Below are 22,879 nucleotides of genomic sequence, written 5' to 3' on the forward strand. Positions count from 1 at the left end.
CGGCCGGGCCCGGGTCACCACTCCACCTCCAGCGCGCTCAGCCCGCGGCCCACCAGCGACCTGCGGTGGACGACGGGCGCGTCCGGGGCGAGCCGCAGGCCGGGCAGGCGGCGCCCGAGGACGTCGAGCGCGGTGCGCAGCTGGAGGCGGCCGAGCGCCGCCCCGACGCAGAAGTGGATGCCGTACCCGAAGACCAGGTGGTCGGCGGCGTTGGGGCGGTCGATCACGAACCGTTCGGGGTCGGCGAAGACGGTCTCGTCGTGCCCGGCGGAGTCGGTGGACAGCAGGACGAGCGAGCCCGCCGGGATCGTCACACCGTGCAGCGCGACGTCCTGGACGGTGTGGCGGAACGAGCCCAGCGAGGCGCCGTCGATCCGCATGCACTCCTCGACCGCCCCCGGGATCAGCGCCGGGGGCACCGGCCAGGCGTCCTCGCGCAGCAGTCGCAGGACGCTGTTGCCGAGCTGGTTCGGGACGGTGTCGTTGCCGCCGAGCAGGATCGTGGAGATCAGCTCGACGACCTCCCGGTGGGACAGCTCGTCGCCGATCAGCGAGGTCATCAGGGACGTGAAGTCGTCCCGGGGGTCCTTGGCGCGGGCGGCCACCAGGCGGTCGACGTAGTCGAGGTAGGCCAGGAAGCTGTCGGCCAGTTCAAGCTGGCGGGCGGGCGGCTGCGGCGACAGGAACAGCATGAACCAGTCCTTGACGTGCGCCTGCACGAACGCCTCGTCGGCCTCGGGCACGCCGATGAACCGGGCGGTCAGCTTGATCGACGGCTCGTGGCCGATCTCGCCGACGAAGTCGGCCCGGCCCCGGGGGGCGACCCGGTCGAGGACGTCCTCGTTCAGCCGCCGGAAGCGCTCCTCCATGGCGGCGACCGCGCGCGGCGTGAAGGCCCGGGAGACCGAGCGGCGCAGGCGGGTGTGGTCGGGCGGGTCCACGTTGGCCACGAAGCTGGACAGGAACGAGCCGTGCTCGCCCAGCTTGGCGCGGGTCCGCGGGGTGAGGCTGCGGGAGATCGTCAGCGACCCCTCGGAGGAGAAGCGGGCCGGGTCGCCGTACGCGGCGCGCACGTCGGCGTGGCGGGTCAGCACGTACGCGCCCAGGTGCTCGCTGCGGAACACCGGCTGTTCGGCGCGCAGGCGGCGCAGGAAGTCGTACGGCGCGGCGACGTGCCAGTCGGAGGCGACGTCGAAGTCCTCGGTCATCGCAGGATCCTCCGGGGGTTGTCGACGAGCATCTGGTGGAGCTGGTCGCCGGTGACGCCGCGCTCGCGCAGTTCGGGCACGACGTCGCGGGAGATGTGCAGGAGGTGGTAGTTCGGGTGGCGCCGCCGTACGACGTCGGGGTCGAACCGGTCGTTGAAGCAGTACGAGTCATGACCCAGCACCATCCGTCCGGCGTGGCCGCGTTCGCACATCGCCGCCACCACCGCCACCCGGTCCTCGAACGGACTGATCGTCTCGATGCCGAACCGGTCCATGCCCAGGTAGGAGCCGCCCGCCACCAGTTCCTCCAGGTACGCCAGGTCCGTCGAGTCGCCCGCGTGCCCGATCACCACCCGTTCCAGGTCCACGCCGAGCGAGCCGAGCAGCCGCTGCTGTTCCAGCCCGCCCCTGGAGGCGCTGTGCGAGTGCGTGGTGATCGGCGCGCCGGTGGCCAGATGGGCCTCGGCCACGGCCCGGAACACCCGCTCGCAGCCCTTGGTCATCCCGAGGTGGTCGGAGGCGCACTTGAGCATGGCCGCCTTGACCCCGGTCCGCCCGATCCCCTCCTCGATGTCGCGGACGAAGAACTCGGCCAGCCGGTCCGGGCCGCCGAACAACGACCCGGGCCCCCGGTTCCCGAAGTACGGGGGCAGCGCGTCGTAGGTGTAGAGCCCGGTGGCGGCCACGATGTTGACCTCGGTCAGCTCGGCCACCCGCTGGACGGCCGGGACGTACCGGCCGAGCCCGACGACGGTCAGGTCGACGATCGTGTCGACGCCCCCGGCCTTGAGCGCGTCGAGCTTGGCCGCCGCCTCGCGGGCGCGTTTCTCCAGGTCCCAGCCCTCGGGGACGTCCGGCCAGTTCCACAGGATCTCCGGGCTGAGCCCGAACACGTGCTCGTGCATGAGCGTCGCCCCGAGGTCGGCGACCGGCCCTCTCACGGTCTCAGGCACGGGAACCTCTCGTGCTCGAAGGGCCGGTTGACCTCCAGGCCGAGCCCGTCGGTCTGCCGGTACGGCAGCCCGGTGTAGAGGGCGTCGGCGTCGAAGTAGGTGACGGTGAACGACAGGCGGGCGGCGTCGCGGCGGTTGGCGGGCGCGCCGTGCACGGTGAGCGCGTGGTGCACGGTGGCGTCCCCGGCCCTGAGGTCGAGCGGCGGCGACAGCTCCAGCTCGCCGATCCAGGGATGCTGGCTGAGCTGGTCGTCCCCGGCGCGGGTGAAGCTGCGCCCGAGCAGGCCGCAGCGGTGCGATCCGCTGTAGAAGCGCAGCGATCCCATGTCGGCGGGCACGTCGGCCAGCGCCAGCCACACGGTCAGCATGGCCGAGCGGTCCATGGGCATCCACGGGAAGTCCTGGTGGAACTCGGTGGCGCCGTGCTCGCCCGGCTCCTTGACCAGCAGGTTGGTGACCTGGACGCGCACGGCCCGCACGCCGCCGAGCAGCCGTACGGCGTTGCGTCCCATGGCGGGGCTGGTGCTCAGGGCGCCGAACAGCTCGTCCTCGGCGGCGACGTCGCGCGACTGGCCGAAGGCCCGGTCGACCGGGGTGTCCCCGGCCCGGCTGCGGCCCCGCAGGCGTTCGCGGGCCCGTTCGCGCAGGTCGGCGACCGTGCCGGGGTCGACCAGCCGGTCCAGGCGGACCCAGCCGTGCGCGCCGAAGAACGCCACCTCGTCGTCCGTCGCCTGGCGTACCGGGATCTCCATGGCCACCAGTGTGCCATTCCAAGCAAGCGCTTGTTAAGATCCGGCGCGAGGAGGTTGCCGTGCGACGGTTCAGGTTCGGCGCGGTGCTGCGCGAGGCGCGGTCCGGCAAGGCGTGGGCAGAGAAGGCCAGGCGGCTGGAGGCGTCCGGCTTCGACGTGCTGCTGGTCCCCGACCATCTGGTCGGCCCCCGGTTCGCGCCCGTCGCGGCGCTGACGGCGGCGGCCTGCGCCACCACCCGGCTGCGCGTCGGCACGCTGGTGTTCGCCAACGACTTCCGGCACCCGGCCGTGCTGGCCAAGGAGGCCGCCACCCTCGACGTGCTCTCCGGCGGACGGCTGGAGCTGGGCCTCGGCACCGGCTGGATGGCCGGCGAGTACGCGGGCGCCGGGCTGCGGCTGGACCCGCCCGGCGTCCGCCTCGACCGGCTGCGCGAGGCCCTGGAGGTGATCAAAGGGCTGTGGGCCGGCGGTCCGCTGACCTACGAGGGCGAGCACTACCGGCTGGCCGGGCTGGAGCAGGCGCCCACGCCGATGCAGCGCCCCCACCCGCCGATCCTGCTGGGCGGCGGCGGCCCCCGCATGCTGCGCCTGGCCGCCGAGCACGCCGACATCGTCAACCTCGGCACCCGCGTCAAGCCGGACGGCACCGGCCCCGACCCGCGCGACGCGGGCCTGGAGGCGTTCCTCGCCAAGCTGGCGCTGCTGCGCCGCGGCCCCCGTCACCACCTGCTGGAGGTCGGCACCAGCGTGATGCAGGTGGGCGAGCGCAAGCCGGAGGAGTCGTGGAGCGCCGCCGACAGTTCCGGGCTCGGCGAGACGCCGCAGGTGCTGCTCGGCACCCGCCGCGACATCGTGGACAAGCTCCGCCACTGGCGCGACGAGCACGGCGTGTCCTACTTCGTGCTGCACCACGAGCGCGACCTGCCCGCCTTCACCCCCATCGTCGAGGAGCTGGCGGGCCTGCCGGATGATGGACCACATGGATGAGATGTTGTTGCTGAGGCACGGAGCCACCGAATGGAGCACGGTCGGCAAGCACACCGGCCGTACCGACCTGCCCTTGACGCCCGACGGGGAGGCCCAGGCCAGGGCGCTGGCGCCGCTGGTCAAGGAGGGCACGTTCGGGCTGGCGCTGGTCTCCCCCGCGCAGCGGGCCCGCCGTACGGCGGAGCTGGCCGGTTTGACGGACTACGAGGTCGACCCCGACCTGTGGGAGTGGGACTACGGCGGCTACGAGGGCATCACCTCGGTGGAGATCAGGAAGACCCGGCCGGGTTGGTACCTGTGGCGTGACGGCGTGATCCCCGGCGACGCCGAGCATCCGGGCGAGAGCGCCGCCGAGGTGGCCGCGCGCGCCGACCGGGTGATCGAGCGGGCCCGGCGGGCCGAGGGGCGGGTCGTGCTGGTGGCGCACGGCCATTTCCTGCGTGTGCTGGCCGCCCGCTGGCTCGGCCTCGACGCGGCGGACGGCCGGCTGCTGAGGCTCGACACCGGCACCTACTCGCGGCTCGGCTTCGAGCACTCCGAGCCGGTGCTGCTGAGCTGGAACTCGCCGGCCGCCTGACGGCCCGTCCCGTCGGTCGCGGCTCGAACTCGCCGGTCGTCCGGCGGCCCCGTCAGTCGCAGCCGAGGGTGGCGGCGGCGTGGATCAGCGCGCGGGCGAGGCCGGGGTCGCCCTCCACCGCGCAGGTGAAGGCGTCCGGGGGCCGGCGGCCGGCCACGAGCCGGCAGAAGTCCACCGCGTCCGCCGACACGAGCGCCGCGACCCGGCCGGGGGCGCGCGAGAGCGGGACGGTCCACGTGCCGCCCCCGGGGCCGGTCAGCACGACGGTGACCCGGACGTCGCGGCGCGGCCCCTTCAGCGCCCGCGGCAGCAGCGCCAGGCCGAACCCGGCGGCCAGGCGCACGTGCCCGTCGCGCGGCGGCACGGGCGGGCGGCCGGTCGCGGCCCTGATGTCGTCGGCGTGCGTCCAGGTCTCGAACGTGCGCTGGATCAGGGCCTGGCGCAGCGGCGCGCGGGCCGGACGCACCCCCGCCAGCCCCACCTCGACCCCGAGCAGCACCTCCCCTGCCACCGAGAGGCGTTCGACCAGCGACCCGGCCTGCTCCCGCCAGCGCCGGTGGTCCCCGGACGCGCCCGGCAGGCCCATGACGAACGCCACGGCGCCGTCGTTGGCGGCCAGATGGCCGACCAGGTCGCGGACCGTGCCGTGCCGCGCGATCGGCGCGTCCCACTGGGCCGGGCTCAGCCCGGCGAGCAGGTCGCCCATGAGCGCCACCTGCTCGGCGTACGGCACCGCCACGGACGCGACGGCCGGGCACGCGGCGAGGTGGTCCCCCTCGCCCGCGCCGTAGAGGTACGGGTCCGTCATGGCTGCCTCCGCGGCCGACGTTAACCCGGCCGCGCCCCCCGCGCCAGGCGGCTGCCGGGAAACGGCGCGAGCAGGGTCTCACGCCAGGGGCCTTCGAGGTAGCCGCGGGCCCGCCTGCCCCAGTCGAGCAGCCGGGGATCGGGCCGGACCTCGTCGTCGAGCCCGAGGGCGGCGTCGCGGGCCCGCTGGGCGGCCAGGTGGTCGTCGAGGGAGACGGCCCACATGGTGACGGCCTCGGTGTCGCAGAACAGCACCTCGTACAGGCCGGTCAGGGTGTGGCCGTGCTCGGCCAGCAGCGGGGCGCGCTCGGTGCGGACGGCCTCCAGGTAGTCCAGCGCGGCGCCGGGGCGTACGCGGGCGCTCTCGAACAGGTAGAACTCGGCGGCGGGGGCCTCGCCGAGCGGCGGGCAGCCGGGGGCGGCGCCGAGCGGTCTGGAGAAGGCGGAGAAGCGCAGGTCGTCGATGTCGGACAGGAACAGGCGCTCGTCCACGCCCTGGTAGATGTTCATCATCTGGCGCCAGCCGCCGTCCCACCCGCCGTGGCAGTCCCACAGCGTGACGGCCTTGAACTGGGGGTGCCCGGTGATGCCCACGGCGTAGAAGGCGCCGACGAGGTCGATCTCGCGCGACCTGATGGACATGCCGGAGGTCAGGGCGGGCTCGGCGCGGCTCTCGTCCTCGCGTTTGTAGCGGGTCAGCCAGGTCAGGTACTCCAGCGGACGCCGGGAGTTCATCGGCCGGAAGTCGACCTCTTCGAGCAGGTGGATCGCGCGCCGCACCACGCCTCCTCTACCAAGCATTTGCTTGGCACGAGAATAGCGATCAGGTCAGCGCCTGGGAAGGCTGCGGCCCCCTGCCGGTCAGCCACTCCAGCACCCGGCGGTGCCCGGAGGCGGCGTCCTCGAAGTGCCCCCAGTGCCAGTAGCGCGGCTGGTCACGCAGCCCGGTCACCCAGGTGCGGTAGGAGATGGAGGCGCCCGCGGGCGCCACGCCGTACGTGCGGACCACGACCTTGCCGCCCGGCGCGAACAGCACGTCGTCGGCGATCGGGTAGAGATTCATCCGGTCGAGCATGTCCGCCATCCTGACCGGCGGAAGGTCCAGGCCGGTTACGCCACCGGCGCGCCCCCGTTACGGGAGCGCGCCGGAGGTGAACAGGCTGTTACACGAGGAGGCCGTCGAACTCGCCGTCCTTCGCGCCGAGCACCAGGGCCCGGATCTCGTCGCGGGTATAGATGAGAGCAGGACCGTCGGGGAAGCGCGAGTTGCGGACCGCGATCCCTCCGTCGGGAAGCTCCGCGAGCTCCACGCAGTTGCCCTGCGAGTTGCTGTAGCGGCTCTTGCGCCAGGCGACCTGGGTGAGGTCGGCCGCGGGCATGCCGTTGTAGGTGTGGTTCATCTACATCTTTCTGAGAAGACCGCCGATGAGCTCGACGGTGCCCCCTGGCGTGGTGCTTTCCACGCACAGTTGCTCCATGGCGGTGAGGTACGGGTCGATGTCCTCACGTTTGTCCAGGTACAGGGCACCCCAGAGCTGCTCGACGTAGACAACGTCCGACAGGTCGGACTCGGGAAACCGCAAGATGCTGAACGCGCCCCCCTCGGCGGCGTGCTTGCCGAACCTGAAGGGCATCACCTGGAGGGTGATGTTGGGAAGGGCGGCGACTTCCAGCAGATGCTGGAGCTGCTCGGACATGACCTCCCGCCCGCCGATGGTCCGTTTGAGCGCCGCCTCGTCGATGACGGCCCACAGCTTGGGGCCGTCCTTCTGGGTGAAGCGCTCCTGGCGCTGCATGCGCATGTGCACGCGGCGCTCGATCTTGTCCGGACTGGCATCGGGGTTGCCGAGCTGGAAGACCGATCGCGCGTACGAGGCCGTCTGCAGCAGGCCGGGCACGAACTGCACCTCATAGGTGCGGATCACGCTCGCGGCCTCCTCCAGGCCCACGTACGTCGTGAACCACGAGGGCAGCTCGGCGGAGTACTTGTGCCACCACCCGGGGGTGTTGGCCTCGCGGACCATCTCCAGCAGGGCACGGCGTTCGGCATCGTCGACGACGCCGTACAGGGTGAGCAGGTCTTCCACGTCACGTGTCTTGAACCCGACACGCCCGAGCTCCATGCGGCTGATCTTGGACTCGGACGCCCGGATGTGGAATCCGGCCTGGCCGCGGTCGAGACCAGAGGCCTCGCGCAGGCGCCTGAGGCTCGCACCCAGCATGATGCGCCGAACGGTCGAACCGGAGCCGGGCGGATCAATGGACACGTGCTGCTCCTTGTGTCGTTTCCTTGAAGACACAGTCTGTCACTTAGCGGCCGAAAGATCATGGGCCGCGGACAAGATCCCCTTTCCCCCATATTGACCACTTGGGGAGAACCGTAGCGCCTGCACGAGTTGTCTGCACGTGCATTCGCTCTTGCACCTGCACGAGAGATTGGCGCAGAATGATCACGTGCAATCCACCACGGCGCCCGGCCAGTGGACCACGTTCGACTGGTGGCCGCCCGTCGGCTGGTGGCCGGAGGCGGCTCGCGATCTCCTGGTGACCGGCCCGTCCGCGAGCGCCACGTACGTGCTCCCCCCCACCGCCTCCTCGGTCCATTCCGCGCGCAGCTTCACCATGGGGACGTTGTCCGGCTGGGGGCTCGGCGAGCTGGTCGAGAACATGGAGTTGGTGGTCTCCGAACTCGCGACCAACGCCCTGCGTCACGGCCTGCGCCTCGACGAGCCCCGCTGCCAGCGCCCGGTCCACATGTCCCTGGTGCGCCGCGGCGGACTCGTCACCAGCGCGTTCACCGATCCCGGCACCTCGGTGCCCGTGCTGCGATACCCTGGCCCCCTTGACACCGGCGGCCTGGGTCTCCACATCGTCGAATCGCTCAGCCTCCGCTGGGGGTGGTCGGCACTCGCGCCCCACGGCAAGATCGTCTGGGCAGTCCTCTCCTGACGGAGGGGTGCTCTGCACTACCGTGGATGGTCATGGCTCACGGTGAGTCCCACGCGACCCCATGAGAGTGCTGACAGATGGAAGATCACCTGCTCGGCTGGCTGCGAACACTAGACGAAAACAGGCTTGCCCGCATCCTGGCCAACAGGCCCGACGCCATCGCGCCGCCCTGGCCCCGCCGGCTCGACACGCTGGCCCAGCGCCTGGGCAACGGCTTCGCCGTCATGGAGGCCATGCGGGGGCTGCCGCTGCCCGCCCTGCAACTGGCCGAGGCGGGCCTGACCATGAGCCGGCCGACGCCCGAGGGGCTGGCCGCCTTCCTCGGCGTCCCGGGTGAGACCGTGACCCCCTGGCTCGACCATCTGCATGACCACGCGCTGGCCTGGCCCGACCCCGACGGCGTGATCCATCTGGCCGAGGGCGTCGCGCGCTGGTGGGCGGCGCCGCTCGGCCTGGGCGAGCCGCTGGAGCACTACCTCAACTCCTGGACGATCAGCAACGACGCCCTGCGCGCCCTGGCCCGCGTGCTCGGCCTGCCCGCCCAAGGCAACAAGCGGCGCACGATCGCCCGCGTCATCGAGCTGCTGTCCGACCCCGGCCGCCTCGACCGGCTGGCGGCCACCGCCCCCGACGGCACGCTCGCCCTGCTCGGCCGCCTGGCCTGGGACGGCCCCGCCCGCGACGTCGACGGCGGCCGGTTCGTCGTCCCCGGCACGCCGGAGAAGTGGTGCGCCGACCACGGCCTGCTGTTCCGCCCGAGCTGGCACGTCGCCGAGATCCCCCGCGAGGTGGCGCTGTGCGTGCGCGGCCCCGGCTACCACCCGCCGTTCCAGCCCGAGGCTCCCGAGGTGGCCTCGATCCCGGTCGACCCCGAGGAGGTCGACCACCTGATGACGCTGGCCGCGCCGCACGTGGTGGAGCGGTGCGCGGCCCTGCTGGACAACACCTCCAAGAACCCGCTGCCGCTGCTCAAGACCGGCGGCGTGGGCGTGCGCGAGGTGCGCAGGGTGGCCAAGGAGACCGGCTGCGACGAGGACGAGACCCGCCTGCTGCTGGAGGTCTGCGCGGTGGCCAGGCTGCTGGCCTGGGACGAGCAGTCAGGCGGCATGATCCCCACCGACCGGTTCGACCGCTGGCGCCTCGACGAGGGCTCGGCCCGGCTGCGCGTGCTGCTGTCGGCATGGTGGCGGATGGAACGGTCGTCCCTGCGCAAGGTCGACGGCAAGTACGCCACCGTGCTCGGCGACGACCCCTCGGGCAGCGCGGTGGCCAGGGTGCGCAGGGCCGTGCTGGCGGCGCTGGCCCACCTGCCCGCAGGCACCGCCTTCGCCGACCGTGACAGCCTCGTGCGCAACGTCCACTGGCACGCCCCGCTGCTCGACCAGGCGCTGCTGGCCGAGTGCGCGCCGGCCGTCCTCGACGAGGCCACGCTGCTCGGCCTGCTGGCCAACGGCGCGCTCACCGACCTCGGCCGCGCCCTGGCCGGGCTGACCGCGGACCCCGGCGACGAGAACGACGACGCCGTCCCGCAGGTCGAGCACGATCCCGTGCTGGCCGAGGCGTCCACCAGGGCGCTGGCCAGCGTGCGCAGGAGCGCGCTGTTCGGCCCCGACCTCACCGCGGTGGTGACCGGGCCGCCGTCGGCCGAGCTGGCGGCGCTGCTCGACCGGGTGGCCGAGCGCGAGTCGCGCGGCGCGGCCTCGGTGTGGCGCTTCACCACCGAGAGCGTGCGCGGCGCGCTCGACCACGGCTACGACGCCGACGAGCTGCTCGACGAGCTGGCCGCGGTCGGCACGATCCCGCAGCCCCTTGAGTACCTGGTGCGCGACACCGCGCGCCGGCACGGCGAGGTGACGGTCTCCACGGTCGGCTGCGTCGTGCAGGCCGGCGACACCGGGCTGCTCGCCGAGATCGCCGGGCACCGGCGGCTGGCCCGGCTGGGGCTGCGGCTGCTGGCCCCCACGGTGCTGATCAGCGCCGCCCCGGCCGACCGCACGCTGGCCGCCCTGCGCGAGAACGGCTACTCCCCCGTGCCCGTCTCCGACACCGGCGAGATCACCATCCACCGGGCCAGGGCCGAGGAGCCGCACAACGGCAAGCTGATCCTGCTGCCCGGCGGGCAGGTGGCCGAGCTGTCGGAGTTCGCGGCCGGCTCCGGCGCGCAGCCGACGTACGTGATCGCCGAGCCGGCCCCCGACCCGCACGAGCACGCCCGCCGCCTGGTCGCGGCCGGCCGGGAGGACTCCGACAAGCACGGCCGCACCTGGGCGGTCATCGGCCGGATGGCCAACAGGCTGCCGACCGCCCAGCAGTCGCTGCTCGGCTTCGTCGTCGACCGCGGGGTCCGGGCGGGCATCACGCTGACCGACGGTCTGACGGCCACCATCAGCCACGGCGAGCTGCGCGCCGGGACGCTCGACGCCTGGTGCGAGGAGGCGGGCGACTACCTGGAGTTCCCCCTCGCCGAGATCGTCGAGGTGCGCGGAGCCTACTGAAGCTTCTCGGCCTTCTTCAGGTTCGACACCAGCTCCTCCAGGAACGCCGCGTAGCCCTGGTAGCTGAAGGGCGCCTCGGCGCGCCACGGGTAGTACTGGCCGGCCTTGACCGCCGGGAGCTTGGCGAAGGTGGGCTTCTTCAGCATCTCCTCGGGCTTGAGCGACTGGGTGCGGGTGTCGTAGAGGATCACGTCGGCGTCGTAGGTGTCGGCGTTCTCCCAGCTCAGGGTCTGGAAGAAGCCGCCGTCGTCGACCTTCGAGGGCTTGACGACGTTCAGGCCGTTCTCGGTGAGATGCACGATGTCGGGGTACTCGGGCGGGTTGACCACCCACATGGCGTCGGCGCCGCCGGACATCATGAGGATCTTGAGGTCCTTGAAGGCGGCCAGTTCCCTGGTCGCGGCCTCCATGCGGGCCTTGGCCTCGGGCACGCCCTGGAGGTCTGCGCCCAGCGACCTGGCCAGCTCCTCGTACTTGCCGATCACCTGGGTGGCGCTGCGGCCGGTGAGCATGACGCCGGCGGTGGGGGCGACCTGCTCGATGGTCTCCTTCGACTTCTCCGGCACGTACCAGAGGGTGCCCTTGACGTACATGCTGCTGACCAGCAGGTCGGGCTGGACGGAGATGTACTTCTCGACGTTGAACTCGTCCCAGACGTTGCCCAGGCCCTCGACCTTGGTGATGTCGACGTTGCCGACCTGCGGGTCGCTCGATCCGTCGGCCAGCTTGTGCGGGCCGAAGACGGCGACCGGGCGCACGCCGAAGTCCCACAGCGCGGCGGCCGCGCCCACCTGGGCCACCACCCGGGAGGGGCGCTCGGGCAGGTCCAGCTTCTTGTCACGGTCGTCGGTGAACGTCCAGCTCCGCGCGGCCGTGCCGGAGGGCGCGGCCGACGCGGACGCGCCGCCGCCCGCCGCCTCGGTGCCGCCGCAGGCCGACAGTGTCAGGGCCGCCGCGAGCCCTACCGTGGCGGCCAGGAAGCCCCTGCGCGCGAGTACCGGTCCCGACATGTCCATCTCCTAAGGTTAGGCTTGCCTTCATGCCGAGGCATTAGATTAGCCTTACCTAAGTTTGACCGCGACGAGAGGGGGTCGGGTGCGCCCGGCAGAGGACACCGCTGAGCCCGCCACCGGGCGACCGGCCGCGACCGTGGAGGGCCCGCGACCCCGCCGGCCCGCCACCGTGCTGGTGACCGGCCTGGTCGTGACCGCGGGGGTGCTGGCACTGGTGGCCGCGGCGAGCGTGGCGCTCGGGGCACGGTCGATGCCGCTCTCGACGGTGATCGACGCGCTGTTCGCCCCGGACGGCTCCAGCGACCACGTCGTCATCCGCGAGCTGCGCATCCCCCGAACGCTCCTTGGCATCGGCGTCGGCGCGACGCTGGGCCTGGCGGGGGCGCTCATCCAGAGCCTGACCCGCAACCCGCTGGCCGACCCCGGGCTGCTCGGCATCAACGAGGGCGCCGCGCTCGGCGTCACGCTCGCGCTCGGCCTGTTCGGCCTGTCCGACCCCGCCGTCTACGTCTGGTTCGCCTTCGGCGGTGCCGCGGTGGCCTCCGTCGTCGTCTACGCGCTGGCCTCGGCCGGCCGCTCCGGTGCCGGCCCGGTACGCCTGGCGCTGGCCGGCGTCGCGCTCGGCATGGTGTTCACGGCGGTGGCCTCGGCGATCCTGCGCATGGACGCGCAGACCTTCGACCGCATGCGGTTCTGGCTGACCGGCTCGCTGGCCGGGCAGAGCGCGGACACGCTGGTGCGGCTGGCGCCGTTCATGGTCGCGGGGCTGGCGCTCGGGCTGACGCTGGCCAGGCCGCTCAACATGCTCTCGCTCGGCGACGACGCCGGGCGCTCGCTGGGCGTCGCCGTCGGCAGGACGCGGGTGCTCACCGGCGTGGCCGTCACGCTGCTGTGCGGGGCCGCGACCGCCGCCGCCGGGCCGCTGTGGTTCGTCGGGCTGGTCGTGCCGCACGCCGTGCGCGCGCTGGTGGGCGGCGACCAGCGGTGGGTGCTGCCGTACTCGGCGCTGGCCGCGCCGGTGCTGCTGCTGGGCGCCGACGTCGTCGGACGGCTGATCGCGCGTCCGGGAGAGGTGCAGGTGGGCATCGTGTGGGCGGTGATCGGCGCGCCGATCTTCATCCTGCTGGCCAGGCGCAGGCGGGTGACGGCGCTGTGACCGTACGAGTCGGCCCGTGGTCCGTACGGCTCGCGCCCCGGTCCCTGCTCGTCTGCGCCGCCCTCGTGGCGATCGGCTGCGGGGTGGCCGTGGCGGCGATCGCGACCGGCGAGTTCACCGTCTCCGTGCCCGATGTCCTGGACGCCCTGTTCGGCCAGGGCACGCCGGTCGCCGAGCTGATCGTGAGTAAGCTGCGGGCCCCGCGCGTGGTCACCGGGCTGCTGGTCGGGGCGGCGTTCGGGGCGGGCGGCGCGATCTTCCAGAGCCTGACCAAGAACCCGCTGGGCAGCCCCGACTTCATCGGTTTCAGCGCCGGCGCCTCGACGGGCGGCATCGTCGCCGTCGTCGCGGGCGGGTCGGCCATGACGATCGCGGGCGGCGCGCTGGCCGGGTGCGTGGTCACCGCCGTCCTGGTCTACGCGCTGGCGTTCCGGCGCGGGGTGCAGGGCTACCGGCTGGTGCTGGTCGGCATCGGCGCCAACACGCTGCTGCTGGCGGTCAACAACTACCTGCTGACCAGGGCCAACATCAACGACGCGGCCACCGCGGGCGCGTGGCTGACCGGCAGCCTCAGCGGGCGCGGCTGGGACCACGCGATCCCGGTCGCGGTGGCGCTGGCCGTCCTGCTGCCGGTGTGCGCGCTGGTGGCGCGGCCGATGCGGATGATCGAGATGGGCGACGACGCGGCCAAGGCCATGGGCGTCAAGGTCGAGGCCGTACGGGCCGTGGCCGTCACCGCCGGGGTGCTGCTGACCGGCGTGGCCACCGCGGCGGCCGGGCCCGTCGTCTTCGTCGCGCTGGCCGCGCCGCAGATCGCCCGCCGCCTGACCCGCTCCCCCGGGGTCACCATGGGCACGTCGGCGCTCATGGGGGCCGTGCTGCTGACCGCCTCCGACCTGGTCGCCCAGCGGCTGCTCGCCCCGGCCCAGCTCCCGGTCGGGGTGGTCACCGCCGCGGTCGGCGGCACGTATCTCGCCCTGCTCCTGCGGAAGGACCGCCACTGATGGACGCCCCTCGCCTCTCGGGCACCGACCTCACCCTCGCCTACGACCAGCGCGTCGTGGCCACCGACCTCAGCGTGGCGATCCCGGACGAGTCCTTCACGGTGATCATCGGCCCGAACGCGTGCGGCAAGTCCACCCTGCTGCGCGCGCTGGCCAGGATGCTCAGGCCCAGGAAGGGCGCCGTGCACCTCGACGGGAGCGTGATCACCTCGCTGCCGTCGAAGGAGGTGGCGCGGCGGCTGGGCCTGCTGCCGCAGAGCTCGATCGTGCCCGACGGGATCAGCGTGGCCGACCTGGTGGCCCGCGGGCGGTACCCGCACCAGCGGCTCATGCGGCAGTGGTCGCGGGCCGACGAGGCGGCCGTGACCGAGGCCATGCGCGCGACCGACGTCGCCGAGCTGGCCGACCGGATCGTGGACGAGCTGTCCGGCGGGCAGCGGCAGCGGGTGTGGCTGGCCATGGCACTGGCCCAGGAGACGCCGATCCTGCTGCTGGACGAGCCCACCACGTTCCTGGACATCTCCCACCAGATCGAGGTGCTCGACCTCTGCGCCGACCTGCACGAGGCCGGCCGGACCATGGTGGCCGTGCTGCACGACCTCAACCAGGCGTGCCGGTACGCCACCCACCTGATCGTCATGCGGGCCGGCGAGGTCGTGGCCGAGGGCGTGCCGGCCGAGATCGTCACGTCCGAGCTGGTCCGCCGGGTGTTCGACCTGCGGTGCGAGATCATCCAGGACCCGCAGACGGGGACGCCGATGATCGTCCCCGAGGCGCGGCGGCGCGTGACCGCCCCCGCGCTGGGCTAGACCGGCCGCGCGAGGGCGTCGGCCAGGGCGGTGACACCCGCGACGGCGCGCTCGCGGCCGTACTCCTCGCGCAGCACCCCGGCCGCCTCCGCGCCCATCGCGGCCAGCAGGGTGTGGGCGAGCACGTCGGCGTCGGCGCCCGGACGGGCCTCGGCCAGCAGGATCGCACAATGACGATGCCAGAAGCGGTAGGCGCCGATGCGGTAGCGGGCGCCGGGGCTGGCCGTCTCGGACATGCGTACCAGGTCGAGGTGGGCGTAGAGGTAGTCGAGGTAGGCGGCCGTGAAGGCGGTCAGGCGCTCGGCGGCGGGCGCGCCGGGGCCGACGGGCGGCGGCCCGGACAGCACGCGCTGCTGCAGGTCGCGTTCGCGGGCGTCCAGCAGCGCCACCGCCAGCCCCGACTTGTCGCCGAACCTGCGGAACAGCGTGCCCTTGCCGACGCCCGCCTCGGCGGCGACCGCGTCCATCGACACGGCCTCCACGCCCTTCTCGGCGAACAGCCGCGCGGCGGCGGCCAGCACCTTCTCCCTGTTGCGCGCCGCGTCCGCGCGTTCCTTGACCGGTTTGCCGGTCAGCAGCTCCAGCGGCTCGCTTGACGAACCGGACTGCGGTCCGTTAACTTTCTGGCCATCCACACATCCGGACTTTAGTCCATTTCTCTTGGAGGCCACAATGACCATCACCCGCGAGGAACTGCACGCCCGTCTGGGCAGCGTGACCGTGCTCGACACGCTCGGCGGCTCCTACTACGCCCAGCAGCACCTGCCGGGGGCCGTCGCGCTGGTCGAGAGCGAGGTCGCCGAGCGCGCCGCCGAGTTGCTGCCCGACAAGGAGGCCCCCATCGTCACCTACTGCTCCAACCCGGCCTGCGGCAACAGCAAGGCCGTGGCCAACCGGCTGACCGCGCTCGGCTACACCGACGTCCGCCGGTACGTCGAGGGCATCGAGGACTGGGTCGGGGCCGGCCTGCCGGTCGAGTCGTCCCTGTGACCGTCGTACCGGGAACTGCTCACAGGACGCCGCAGCGGCGGACCGCGAGCAGCGCCAGCGCGCGGGTGACCTCGCGCAGCTCGGCCAGTTCGACCTGCTCCCTGGGCGCGTGCGCGAACCGGACGTCGCCGGGGCCGTAGTGCAGGGTCGGGACGCCGCCGGCCACGTACAGGCGCAGATCGCTCCCGTACGGCGCGGCGGCCTCGGCCGGACGGCGGCCCGCGACGTCGGAGACGGCCCGGTTCACCTCGCCGAGCAGCTCGTGCCCGGCGGGCAGCCGGCCGCTGGCGAACTGGCCGCCCGGCCAGGTCACCGCGGGCGGGTTGTCCCGCAGCCACGGGTGGGCGGCCGAGGCGACGGCCTCCTCGAAGGCCGCCCGCGCCGCGGCCGGGTCCTCCTCCAGCCGCACGCCGAGGCGTCCCTCGGCGACCAGCAGGTCGGGCACGGTGCTCGCCCAGTCGCCCGCACGCACGGTGCCGACCTCGATCGGGTACGGCATCGGGTTGCCGCCGAAGATCTCCGGGACGTCCCGGTTGCGCTCGGCCTCCAGGCGCCTGATCGCCTCGAACACCGGCCAGAAGACCTCGATCGCGTTGACGCCCTCGTACCTGGTGGCGCCGTGCGCGGCCCGGCCGGCGAGCTCCAGGCGGAAGGTCAGCGCGCCGGCGTTGGCGGTGATGACCGCGCCGCTGGTGGGCTCGGTGATCACCGCGGCCTCCGCCGTGTGCCCCCGGGCCAGGGTGGCGAACGCGCCGAGACCGCCGTCCTCCTCGCTGATCACGCAGTGCACGGCGAGCGGCCTGGCCAGGCGCACGCCCGCCCGCTTCAGCGCCCGTACGACGGCCAGGTTGGCCACCAGGCCGGCCTTCATGTCGCAGGCGCCCCTGCCGTGCAGCACGTCGCCGGTGATCCGGGCGGCGAACGGGTCGCTGCCCTCCCACTTGGCCAGGTCGCCCGTGGGGACGACGTCCACGTGGCCCTGGAGGGCGAGCGCGGGCACGCCCTCCCCCTCGGTCACGGCGGCGACGCCGTAGCCCTCCCGCCTGGGGGCCTCGGTGCCGGGGAAGCCCGGTTGGGCGGTGAGACCGGCGAGGTCGAGTTTCCAGACGTCCACGTCCAGGCCGGCCTCGGTGAGCAGGCGGGCGAAGCGGTGCTGGAGGTCGGACTCGGCGTCGGTGCCCGTCACGCTGGGGACCCGCACGGTCTCGGCCAGCAGGCCGACCGTCTCCGTCTCGTCGATGGCGTTGAGGACCCTGGCTTCCACGTCGCGCATGGAGCACACTTTCTCACGCCGTGAACTCCTTGCAGGACATGTGGTGATACAGGGCGTGCGTACCTGGATGAGCTGGATCGCGGTGACGCCGTTCGCCGTGTGGGCGGCGGTGCGGGTGAGCGGGTTCGAGCCGGACTGGCCGTGGGTGCCGATGGTGGCGTTCACGCCGCACGCGGCGGCGGGCGCGGTGCTGAGCCTGGCACTCGCCGGGCTGCTGCGGCGGTGGGCCGCGGGGGCGGTCGCGCTGGTCACGGTGCTGGCGCTCGGCGTCGCGGTGCTGCCGCGCGCCCTCCCTGAGCCCGCTGGGGCCGCCGCGGGCGGCGCGACGCTGCGCGTGCTGGCCGCCAACCTGCTGGTGGGCACGGCCGACGCGGCCGAGCTGGCCCGGCTGGTCAGATCGCTGCGCCCGGACGTGCTCACGTTGCAGGAGTTCACGCCTGCGGCCGAGCGGCGGCTGGAGGCGGCGGGAGTGCGCGAACCGCTGCCGTACGCGGTGACGCGGGCCACCGAGGGCGTGGGCGGCTCGGCCGTGTACGCCCGCCATCCCCTCGCGGCCGGCGAGCTGATCAAGCTGGGCGGGTTCGGGCAGGCCACGGCCGTGCTGACGCACCCCGGCGGGGCCCGGCTGGAGATCGTCTCGGTGCATCCCTGCGCGCCCAAACGGATGGGCCGGCAGCCGTGCTGGCTGGCGGGGCTGGAACGGCTGCCGCGCGGCGGCGGACGGCTGCGCGTGCTGGCCGGCGACTTCAACGCCACGCTCGACCACCGCCCGGTCCGCGAACTGCTGGCCGCGGGCTACCGGGACGCGGCCGCCGCCATGGGCCGGGGCCTGTCGCCGACGTGGGGCGGATGGGGTCCGGTGCCCGGCGTGGCGATCGACCACGTGCTGGCCGACGGCCGCATGGCGGTGCGGGACTTCCGGGTGCTCGGGCCGATCGGCAGCGACCACCGCCCGGTGTACGCCGAGCTCCGGCTGCCCTGACCCACCACCGGGCCCTGACCGGCGTCCGGCGGGACCTGGGACGATCGCGGACCGGCGGGGGCGCGGCGGCTCGTAAACTGTGACCCGTGGAAGCGCCCAAGTTCGAGATTCAGATGCTGCACGACCGCGTGATGATCCGGCTGGAGCAGGAGGCCGAGGAGCGGCGCAGCGGCTCCGGCATCGTCATCCCCGCGACGGTCAAGATGGCCAACCGGCTGTCGTGGGGCGAGGTCTGCGGCGTCGGCACGAACGTGCGCGCGGTCAAGGTGGGCGACAAGGTGCTGTTCAACCCGGAGGACCAGTTCGAGGTCGAGGTGCACGCGCGGGTCTACCTGGTCATGCGCGAGCGCGACCTGCACGCGGTGGCCACCCAGGAGACCGACCACGGCACGGGCCTCTACCTATGACACGCGGGTCCTGGCGAAGCTGACCCACAGCTCGGCGGCCCAGGTGGCGGCGGGCACGTCCGCGAGCACGCGCGTCGTGCGGCCGGTCAGGTCGAGCACCGACAGGCGGCGGCCGTTCCCGGCCTTCGTGACGGCGATCAGGTGGCTGTCGTCCCACCAGCCGAACAGGGCCTCCGGCTTGACGGCCACGCGCTGGGCGATCGTGCCGGTGGCGAGGTCGACCAGGCAGACCTGCTCCTTGAAGCGCGACGGGCACCAGGTCGTCAGGCGCTTGCCCGAGGGCGCGTAGGAGTCCTCGGGGCCGGTCGGCAGGCCCACGTCCGCGTACGTGCGCAGCACCGTGCCGTCGGCGGGGCGGTAGACGCGCAGGCCGGTGCCGTACATGCTGACGAGGTTGCCGTCGGGGCTCCACCAGAAGCCGGCCCGCCGGGCGAGCCCGGCGACCCGGACGGTGCTCGCGGTGCCCGCGCGCACGTCCACGACCGTGAAGCCGAGCACCCGCCACGTCCCGCTCACCTTCTGCTCGACGGTGAGCGCGACCTTCCTGCCGTCCCTGGACCAGGAGGCGTAGGAGGCCGTCATGGGCTTCTTGACGGTACGGATCGTGGCGGTCTTGCCCGTGGTCCGGTCGGTGACGACCACGGAGTCGAAGCCCGCCCGGTACGACGACGGCACCCCGGCCGTCAGGCGTCCGTCGGGCGAGACCGACACCTCCGACAGGCTCTTCTGCCGGGTGAAGGCGTCGCCGGTGGCGGCGCGGAGGTAGGTGCCGGCGGTGCCGAGGCCGTACGCGCTGAGCCGTACGGGATCGCCCGACTTTTCCTGATATTTCATTCCACCGGTTCCCGGCAATTCCAGGTCGGCCCTGGCGGCGGCCGGAGCGAGGAACGTCAGCGACAAGGCGACGGCGAGGTGAGCGATCACGCCCGCAGAATAGGCAGGGAAAGGCCGCGATTCCGGGAACGATAACGACCCGGTCTGAAAGCCCTTCGCCGGATCAGACGAAGCGCTGGGCGATTTCCAGCAGGTCGATGCCGAGCGTCAGCATGCCGAAGTAGACGATCACCCCGGCGGCGGCCACGGTCACCAGCAGCACGAGGATGCGCGCCGTCCAGCCCTGCCGCTTGTACCACTGCGTCCAGGCGTGCAGGGTCTGCTTGCCGAACTCCAGCACCCGGTGGGCCCAGTGGAACTCGGTGGCCAGCACCGCCAGCCCGGCGAACACCACGAGCCAGCCCGGCCCGGGGAACGGCACCATGATCAGGCCGCCGACCACCATCACCGCGCCGATGGCGCCCACCACGATCTTCAACGTGAGCGCGCCCGCGCGGGTGGACCTGACGCCGTCGAGCCAGCCCTTCAGGCCGGTACGGCGGCCGGGCATGGCGGAACGTTCGGCGGCCTCGTCCTTCATCACGTCGGCGTCGCCCGTCTCGGAGTTCTGGATCGGCACGTCTCCCCCGTGTCGTCGGCTTCCCTTCAGGATAAGGCCCACACCGGCAGGAACACTTGCAGACCACTAGCAGCTCACCAAACGGGACTAAGGGTAAAATTTCCGGACGTGGGGCACAGGATTCGGTAACTATCGGTTAATGTCTGCTATGCCCGAGGTCATCCTTCGCACCGTCACCGGCCCCATTCGCGCGGCCGCCGTGAACGGAGCCGTACTCCCCCACGAGCATCTGCGCAACGACATGCGCTGGGCGGTCGGCATCGACTCCGACCCGCACCGCTGGCTCGACGAGGAGACCACTGTCACCGCGGAGCTCCGTGAGCTCCGCCAGTCCGACGAGCTCAACCTGGTCGTCGACCTGACCTGTCTCGGCATGGGCCGCGACGCCGCCGCCCTGGCCCGCATCGCGGCGGGCAGCCGGGTGCCGGTGATCGCCTCGACCGGCTTCTTCGCCCAGCCGTTCACCGGCGTCGGCGACGAGGACGTCGAGCAGCTCACCCGGCGCCTGATGACCGAGATCTCCAGCGGCGTGGACGGCACAGGCGTCTTCCCCGGCGTGATCGGCGAGGTCGGCAGCTGGGGCGCCGAGCCCACCGCGTGGGAGGAGCGCTGCCTGCGCGCCGCCGCCCGCGCCTCCCGGCAGTCGCGCCTGCCCGTCGCCACCCACGGCCAGAACGCCCTGGCGCTGCTGGAGATCCTGCTCGGCGAGAACCTGCCCGGCTCCCGCGTGACCGTCGGCTACTCCGGCGACCTGGGCGGCGCCCGCAAGATCGCCGAGGCGGGCGCGTACGTCAGTCTCAGCGCCGTGGCGCTCGGCCCCGACCAGGCGGCCAGGATCGCGCTCGGCCTCATCGAGGACGGCCACGCCGACCGCCTGCTGCTCAGCACCGGACTGAGCCGCGTGGCCCAGGTCCAGCGCTACGGCGGCTGCGGCTACGCCCACCTGTTCCACAGCGTGCTCCCCCGCCTGCGCGAGGCCGGCACCGCCGAGGACGTCATCCGCCTGATCACCCGCGACAACCCCCTGCGCTGGCTGACCGACGGGATGCGCTGACGCCCTCCCGGCAAGATCGTCCCGGGGCGGCCGGACGGGCCCGCGATCGAACCGTGCCGCTAGGAACTCGCTAGGATCGGGACGACACGAGCCTGGCCGGGTGGGGGATGGTGAGCGAGCACACGCAACGCGGCGGGCGCCTGCGCGGGTCGTTCGCCGCGCTGTCGCGCCTGAACCGGGTGGGTGACATCCCGGTCGTGGTCATGCTGGCCTGGGCCGGGTGGCTGGCCGTCCCGTGGTCGTTCAGCGGTCTCGCCCAGGCCAGAGCGGCCGCGGCGGCCGCCGCGGCCGACACCGAACCCCCGCCCTCGGCCCACACCGCCGACACCGCCCCACCACCGCACACCCTCGCCTTCGAGGCCGCGGCACCGCCATACGCCCTCGACACCGCGCCGCCGTACACGCTCACCCCGGAGGACGGGGCGCCGCCGTACACGGTGGCCGGTGGTGCGGCTCCGGTTCGTGGGCCCCGGCCGGGTGCGGCGTGGGGGATTCCGGCACCTGCCGTACCCCATCCCGCGGCCACCGTCCGTCCCGGCCAGGCCGTCGCGGACGGCGACGCCTTCGTGGCGGGCGCGTGCCTGCTTCCGGGCCGCACGACCGCCGGCCCCGGCGCGTCCGACGCCGTGCCCGGTGGGGTGGGGGTCGTGGCGGCCGAGCGGGCGCGGATCGCCGGGGAGGTGCACGACGCCGCCGGTCACGGGCTGGCCGCCATCGCCATGCAGGCCGGGCTCGCGCTCGTCGCCCTCGACGACGACCCCGAGCAGGCGCGGGCCTCGCTCCGGGCGATCAGGGAGACCAGCACCACCGCCCTCGCCCACCTGCGCGCCGCGCTCGACGGCATCGACCCGCCGGCCGCCGACCTGCCCGGCCTCATCGCGGGCGTACGGGCCGCCGGGCTGCCCGTCGACGTCGAGCCGGCCGACCCCGCCGTGCCCGCTCACCTCAAGGGCGCCGTCTACCGGGTGGTCCGCGAGTCCCTCACCAACGTGCTCCGGCACGCCGGGCCGACCAGGGCGTCGGTGCGTCTGGCGCACGACCACCGCGCGTTCGTGCTGGAGGTCGCCGACCGCGGCGCGGGCTGGAACGGCGCGGACGAGGGCCGCGGGCTGGCCGGGATGCGCGCCCACGTCACCGAGGCGGGCGGCCGGTTCACCGCCGGGCCCCGCGAGGGCGGCGGCTTCCAGGTGACCGCCCGCTTCCCCCGGCCCACGGCATGACCACCCACACCCCCCACGGCCCGGCCCCGGACACCCCCGACCCCGCCTCCGGGCAGCCGGTGATCACGAACGCCCCACGACCCGCTTCCGGAGAGCCCGTGATCAGGGACGCACACCACCCCACTTCCGGGGAGCCGGTGATCAGGGTGGCGGTTGCGGATGATCAGGCCGTGGTGCGGATGGGGTTGCGGGCGCTGCTGGAGCGGGAGCCCGGCATGGAGTGCGTGGGCGAGGCGGCCGACGGCGCGGCGGCACTCGACCTGATCCGCCGCACCCGTCCCGACGTGCTGCTGCTCGACATCCGCATGCCCGGCACCGACGGCCTGGCCACGCTGCGCGCCGTGGCCGCCGACCCCACGCTGGGCGGCACCCGGATCGTGGTGGTGACCACGTTCGCCGTCGACGAGTACGTCTTCGCCGCCCTCCAGGCCGGGGCGAGCGGTTTCCTGCTCAAGGACAGCGCGCCCGACGAGCTGGTCAACGCCGTGCGGGTGGTGGCCGCGGGTGAGGCGCTGCTGTCGCCGTCCATCACCAGGAAGGTCATCGGCCTGTTCGGCCGCAGCGGCGCCGAGCCCGTCGAGGGCCTGGACACGCTCACCCCGCGCGAGCGCGAGCTGGTGGCGTGGGTGGCGACGGGCCGGTCCAACGACGAGATCGCCGGGGAGCTGGTGATCAGCCCCGACACCGTGCGCACCCACGTCAGCCGGGCCATGGTCAAGCTGCGCGCCCGCGACCGGGCCCAGCTCGTGGTGTTCGCCATGCGGGCCGGCCTCGCACTGCCGACCTGAGCG

26 protein-coding genes are annotated in these 22,879 nt (G+C 73.3%); 13 read left to right on the forward strand and 13 right to left on the reverse strand.

Annotated features, from left to right (window positions below; translation table 11 throughout):
* Window positions 1-14: 14 nt before the first annotated feature.
* Genes ABZ815_RS22580 through ABZ815_RS22590 form a run of 3 tightly spaced genes read right to left on the reverse strand, consistent with a single transcriptional unit; the run spans window position 15 to window position 2,913 of the window.
* Window positions 15-1,208: a cytochrome P450 gene (locus tag ABZ815_RS22580; RefSeq protein WP_357700867.1), complete on the reverse strand. Its 1,194-nt coding sequence runs from the start codon at window positions 1,206-1,208 to the stop codon at window positions 15-17.
* The gene (locus ABZ815_RS22585; RefSeq protein WP_357700869.1) at window positions 1,205-2,161 is read right to left on the reverse strand and encodes a phosphotriesterase-related protein; all 957 of its coding nucleotides are present in this window, start codon (window positions 2,159-2,161) and stop codon (window positions 1,205-1,207) included. The genes ABZ815_RS22580 and ABZ815_RS22585 overlap by 4 nt, the downstream gene beginning before the upstream one ends.
* A complete protein-coding gene (locus ABZ815_RS22590; RefSeq protein WP_357700871.1) occupies window positions 2,146-2,913 on the reverse strand; it encodes a phytanoyl-CoA dioxygenase family protein in 768 nt (255 codons plus the stop codon). The genes ABZ815_RS22585 and ABZ815_RS22590 overlap by 16 nt, the downstream gene beginning before the upstream one ends.
* 59 nt (window positions 2,914-2,972) lie before the next feature.
* Between ABZ815_RS22590 and ABZ815_RS22595 the strand changes: the two genes are divergently transcribed.
* Both ABZ815_RS22595 and ABZ815_RS22600 read left to right on the forward strand, forming a co-directional pair.
* Window positions 2,973-3,899 carry a TIGR03621 family F420-dependent LLM class oxidoreductase gene (locus ABZ815_RS22595; protein WP_357700873.1) on the forward strand — a complete coding sequence of 309 codons (927 nt, stop codon included), beginning with the start codon at window positions 2,973-2,975 and terminating at the stop codon, window positions 3,897-3,899.
* Window positions 3,892-4,476 (forward strand): histidine phosphatase family protein, encoded by a 585-nt coding sequence (locus tag ABZ815_RS22600; protein ID WP_357700875.1) that lies wholly within the window; start codon window positions 3,892-3,894, stop codon window positions 4,474-4,476. The genes ABZ815_RS22595 and ABZ815_RS22600 overlap by 8 nt, the downstream gene beginning before the upstream one ends.
* Before the next feature lie 52 nt (window positions 4,477-4,528).
* Here ABZ815_RS22600 and ABZ815_RS22605 read toward each other — a convergent pair whose 3' ends face one another.
* From ABZ815_RS22605 to ABZ815_RS22625, 5 genes are all read right to left on the reverse strand, one after another.
* Window positions 4,529-5,284 (reverse strand): maleylpyruvate isomerase family mycothiol-dependent enzyme, encoded by a 756-nt coding sequence (locus ABZ815_RS22605; protein WP_357700877.1) that lies wholly within the window; start codon window positions 5,282-5,284, stop codon window positions 4,529-4,531.
* 20 nt (window positions 5,285-5,304) lie between these two features.
* Window positions 5,305-6,063 carry a hypothetical protein gene (locus tag ABZ815_RS22610; RefSeq protein WP_357700879.1) on the reverse strand — a complete coding sequence of 253 codons (759 nt, stop codon included), beginning with the start codon at window positions 6,061-6,063 and terminating at the stop codon, window positions 5,305-5,307.
* Between the two features lie 43 nt (window positions 6,064-6,106).
* Window positions 6,107-6,358 carry a hypothetical protein gene (locus ABZ815_RS22615; protein WP_357700881.1) on the reverse strand — a complete coding sequence of 84 codons (252 nt, stop codon included), beginning with the start codon at window positions 6,356-6,358 and terminating at the stop codon, window positions 6,107-6,109.
* Between the two features lie 88 nt (window positions 6,359-6,446).
* Complete coding sequence (locus tag ABZ815_RS22620; RefSeq protein WP_352323675.1) at window positions 6,447-6,683, reverse strand: DUF397 domain-containing protein; 237 nt, start codon at window positions 6,681-6,683, stop codon at window positions 6,447-6,449.
* A complete protein-coding gene (locus tag ABZ815_RS22625; protein ID WP_352323686.1) occupies window positions 6,684-7,505 on the reverse strand; it encodes a helix-turn-helix transcriptional regulator in 822 nt (273 codons plus the stop codon). It lies immediately after the preceding gene.
* A gap of 232 nt (window positions 7,506-7,737) precedes the next feature.
* Here ABZ815_RS22625 and ABZ815_RS22630 point away from each other — a divergent pair, with 232 nt between their 5' ends.
* Window positions 7,738-8,232 carry an ATP-binding protein gene (locus ABZ815_RS22630; protein WP_357700883.1) on the forward strand — a complete coding sequence of 165 codons (495 nt, stop codon included), beginning with the start codon at window positions 7,738-7,740 and terminating at the stop codon, window positions 8,230-8,232.
* A 77-nt stretch (window positions 8,233-8,309) separates the two neighbouring features.
* The gene (locus ABZ815_RS22635; protein ID WP_357700885.1) at window positions 8,310-10,727 is read left to right on the forward strand and encodes a helicase-associated domain-containing protein; all 2,418 of its coding nucleotides are present in this window, start codon (window positions 8,310-8,312) and stop codon (window positions 10,725-10,727) included.
* On the opposite strand, the gene ABZ815_RS22640 is transcribed toward ABZ815_RS22635, so the two are convergent.
* Complete coding sequence (locus tag ABZ815_RS22640; RefSeq protein WP_357700886.1) at window positions 10,721-11,737, reverse strand: ABC transporter substrate-binding protein; 1,017 nt, start codon at window positions 11,735-11,737, stop codon at window positions 10,721-10,723. The genes ABZ815_RS22635 and ABZ815_RS22640 overlap by 7 nt on opposite strands.
* An 85-nt stretch (window positions 11,738-11,822) precedes the next feature.
* Here ABZ815_RS22640 and ABZ815_RS22645 point away from each other — a divergent pair, with 85 nt between their 5' ends.
* From ABZ815_RS22645 to ABZ815_RS22655, 3 genes are read left to right on the forward strand one after another with little or no spacing between them, the layout of a single operon-like run.
* On the forward strand, window positions 11,823-12,896 hold the full coding sequence (locus ABZ815_RS22645) for an iron chelate uptake ABC transporter family permease subunit (RefSeq protein WP_357700888.1): 1,074 nt from the start codon (window positions 11,823-11,825) through the stop codon (window positions 12,894-12,896).
* The gene (locus ABZ815_RS22650) at window positions 12,893-13,900 is read left to right on the forward strand and encodes an iron chelate uptake ABC transporter family permease subunit (RefSeq protein ID WP_357700890.1); all 1,008 of its coding nucleotides are present in this window, start codon (window positions 12,893-12,895) and stop codon (window positions 13,898-13,900) included. Before ABZ815_RS22645 ends, ABZ815_RS22650 begins: the two co-directional genes overlap by 4 nt.
* The gene (locus tag ABZ815_RS22655; protein ID WP_357700892.1) at window positions 13,900-14,709 is read left to right on the forward strand and encodes an ABC transporter ATP-binding protein; all 810 of its coding nucleotides are present in this window, start codon (window positions 13,900-13,902) and stop codon (window positions 14,707-14,709) included. The genes ABZ815_RS22650 and ABZ815_RS22655 overlap by 1 nt, the downstream gene beginning before the upstream one ends.
* Here the strand turns inward: ABZ815_RS22655 and ABZ815_RS22660 are convergent.
* A complete protein-coding gene (locus ABZ815_RS22660) occupies window positions 14,706-15,344 on the reverse strand; it encodes a helix-turn-helix domain-containing protein (RefSeq protein WP_357700894.1) in 639 nt (212 codons plus the stop codon). The genes ABZ815_RS22655 and ABZ815_RS22660 overlap by 4 nt on opposite strands.
* Window positions 15,345-15,381: 37 nt before the next feature.
* Here ABZ815_RS22660 and ABZ815_RS22665 point away from each other — a divergent pair, with 37 nt between their 5' ends.
* On the forward strand, window positions 15,382-15,699 hold the full coding sequence (locus ABZ815_RS22665) for a rhodanese-like domain-containing protein (protein WP_357700896.1): 318 nt from the start codon (window positions 15,382-15,384) through the stop codon (window positions 15,697-15,699).
* Window positions 15,700-15,718: 19 nt separating this feature from the next.
* On the opposite strand, the gene ABZ815_RS22670 is transcribed toward ABZ815_RS22665, so the two are convergent.
* Window positions 15,719-16,972: an ArgE/DapE family deacylase gene (locus tag ABZ815_RS22670; RefSeq protein WP_357700898.1), complete on the reverse strand. Its 1,254-nt coding sequence runs from the start codon at window positions 16,970-16,972 to the stop codon at window positions 15,719-15,721.
* A gap of 55 nt (window positions 16,973-17,027) precedes the next feature.
* Here ABZ815_RS22670 and ABZ815_RS22675 point away from each other — a divergent pair, with 55 nt between their 5' ends.
* Both ABZ815_RS22675 and ABZ815_RS22680 read left to right on the forward strand, forming a co-directional pair.
* Window positions 17,028-17,954, forward strand: coding sequence for an endonuclease/exonuclease/phosphatase family protein (locus ABZ815_RS22675; RefSeq protein ID WP_357700900.1), 927 nt, complete (start codon window positions 17,028-17,030; stop codon window positions 17,952-17,954).
* Between the two features lie 86 nt (window positions 17,955-18,040).
* Complete coding sequence (locus tag ABZ815_RS22680; RefSeq protein ID WP_357700902.1) at window positions 18,041-18,361, forward strand: co-chaperone GroES; 321 nt, start codon at window positions 18,041-18,043, stop codon at window positions 18,359-18,361.
* Here ABZ815_RS22680 and ABZ815_RS22685 read toward each other — a convergent pair.
* Together ABZ815_RS22685 and ABZ815_RS22690 are read right to left on the reverse strand one after the other, a co-directional pair.
* Window positions 18,356-19,285, reverse strand: coding sequence for a hypothetical protein (locus ABZ815_RS22685; protein ID WP_357700904.1), 930 nt, complete (start codon window positions 19,283-19,285; stop codon window positions 18,356-18,358). The two genes, ABZ815_RS22680 and ABZ815_RS22685, sit on opposite strands and share 6 nt — an antisense overlap.
* 73 nt (window positions 19,286-19,358) lie before the next feature.
* A complete protein-coding gene (locus ABZ815_RS22690; RefSeq protein ID WP_357700906.1) occupies window positions 19,359-19,814 on the reverse strand; it encodes a TIGR02611 family protein in 456 nt (151 codons plus the stop codon).
* A 148-nt stretch (window positions 19,815-19,962) separates the two neighbouring features.
* Between ABZ815_RS22690 and ABZ815_RS22695 the strand changes: the two genes are divergently transcribed.
* The 3 genes from ABZ815_RS22695 (at window position 19,963) to ABZ815_RS22705 (ending at window position 22,876) form a co-directional block, all read left to right on the forward strand.
* Window positions 19,963-20,868 (forward strand): aryldialkylphosphatase, encoded by a 906-nt coding sequence (locus ABZ815_RS22695; protein WP_357700908.1) that lies wholly within the window; start codon window positions 19,963-19,965, stop codon window positions 20,866-20,868.
* Between the two features lie 107 nt (window positions 20,869-20,975).
* Entirely contained in the window at window positions 20,976-22,088 is a 1,113-nt protein-coding gene (locus ABZ815_RS22700; RefSeq protein WP_357700910.1) for a histidine kinase, read from the forward strand.
* Between the two features lie 98 nt (window positions 22,089-22,186).
* On the forward strand, window positions 22,187-22,876 hold the full coding sequence (locus ABZ815_RS22705; RefSeq protein ID WP_357700912.1) for a response regulator transcription factor: 690 nt from the start codon (window positions 22,187-22,189) through the stop codon (window positions 22,874-22,876).
* Window positions 22,877-22,879: the final 3 nt, after the last annotated feature.

This window comes from Nonomuraea sp. NPDC047529 (genome assembly GCF_040642995.1).
Classification (GTDB): domain Bacteria; phylum Actinomycetota; class Actinomycetes; order Streptosporangiales; family Streptosporangiaceae; genus Nonomuraea.

Bases quoted from the DNA above. Each gene is read 5' to 3' on its own strand.
- ABZ815_RS22580 (WP_357700867.1), bottom strand. From the start codon at position 1,208: ATGACCGAGGACTTCGACGTCGCCTCCGACTGGCACGTCGCCGCGCCG.
- ABZ815_RS22590 (WP_357700871.1), bottom strand. From the start codon at position 2,913: ATGGAGATCCCGGTACGCCAGGCGACGGACGACGAGGTGGCGTTCTTC.
- ABZ815_RS22600 (WP_357700875.1), top strand. From the start codon at position 3,892: ATGGATGAGATGTTGTTGCTGAGGCACGGAGCCACCGAATGGAGCACG.
- ABZ815_RS22605 (WP_357700877.1), bottom strand. From the start codon at position 5,284: ATGACGGACCCGTACCTCTACGGCGCGGGCGAGGGGGACCACCTCGCC.
- ABZ815_RS22615 (WP_357700881.1), bottom strand. From the start codon at position 6,358: ATGCTCGACCGGATGAATCTCTACCCGATCGCCGACGACGTGCTGTTC.
- ABZ815_RS22620 (WP_352323675.1), bottom strand. From the start codon at position 6,683: ATGAACCACACCTACAACGGCATGCCCGCGGCCGACCTCACCCAGGTC.
- ABZ815_RS22625 (WP_352323686.1), bottom strand. From the start codon at position 7,505: ATGCTGGGTGCGAGCCTCAGGCGCCTGCGCGAGGCCTCTGGTCTCGAC.
- ABZ815_RS22635 (WP_357700885.1), top strand. From the start codon at position 8,310: ATGGAAGATCACCTGCTCGGCTGGCTGCGAACACTAGACGAAAACAGG.
- ABZ815_RS22640 (WP_357700886.1), bottom strand. From the start codon at position 11,737: ATGTCGGGACCGGTACTCGCGCGCAGGGGCTTCCTGGCCGCCACGGTA.
- ABZ815_RS22655 (WP_357700892.1), top strand. From the start codon at position 13,900: ATGGACGCCCCTCGCCTCTCGGGCACCGACCTCACCCTCGCCTACGAC.
- ABZ815_RS22665 (WP_357700896.1), top strand. From the start codon at position 15,382: ATGACCATCACCCGCGAGGAACTGCACGCCCGTCTGGGCAGCGTGACC.
- ABZ815_RS22670 (WP_357700898.1), bottom strand. From the start codon at position 16,972: ATGCGCGACGTGGAAGCCAGGGTCCTCAACGCCATCGACGAGACGGAG.
- ABZ815_RS22695 (WP_357700908.1), top strand. From the start codon at position 19,963: ATGCCCGAGGTCATCCTTCGCACCGTCACCGGCCCCATTCGCGCGGCC.
- ABZ815_RS22700 (WP_357700910.1), top strand. From the start codon at position 20,976: ATGGTGAGCGAGCACACGCAACGCGGCGGGCGCCTGCGCGGGTCGTTC.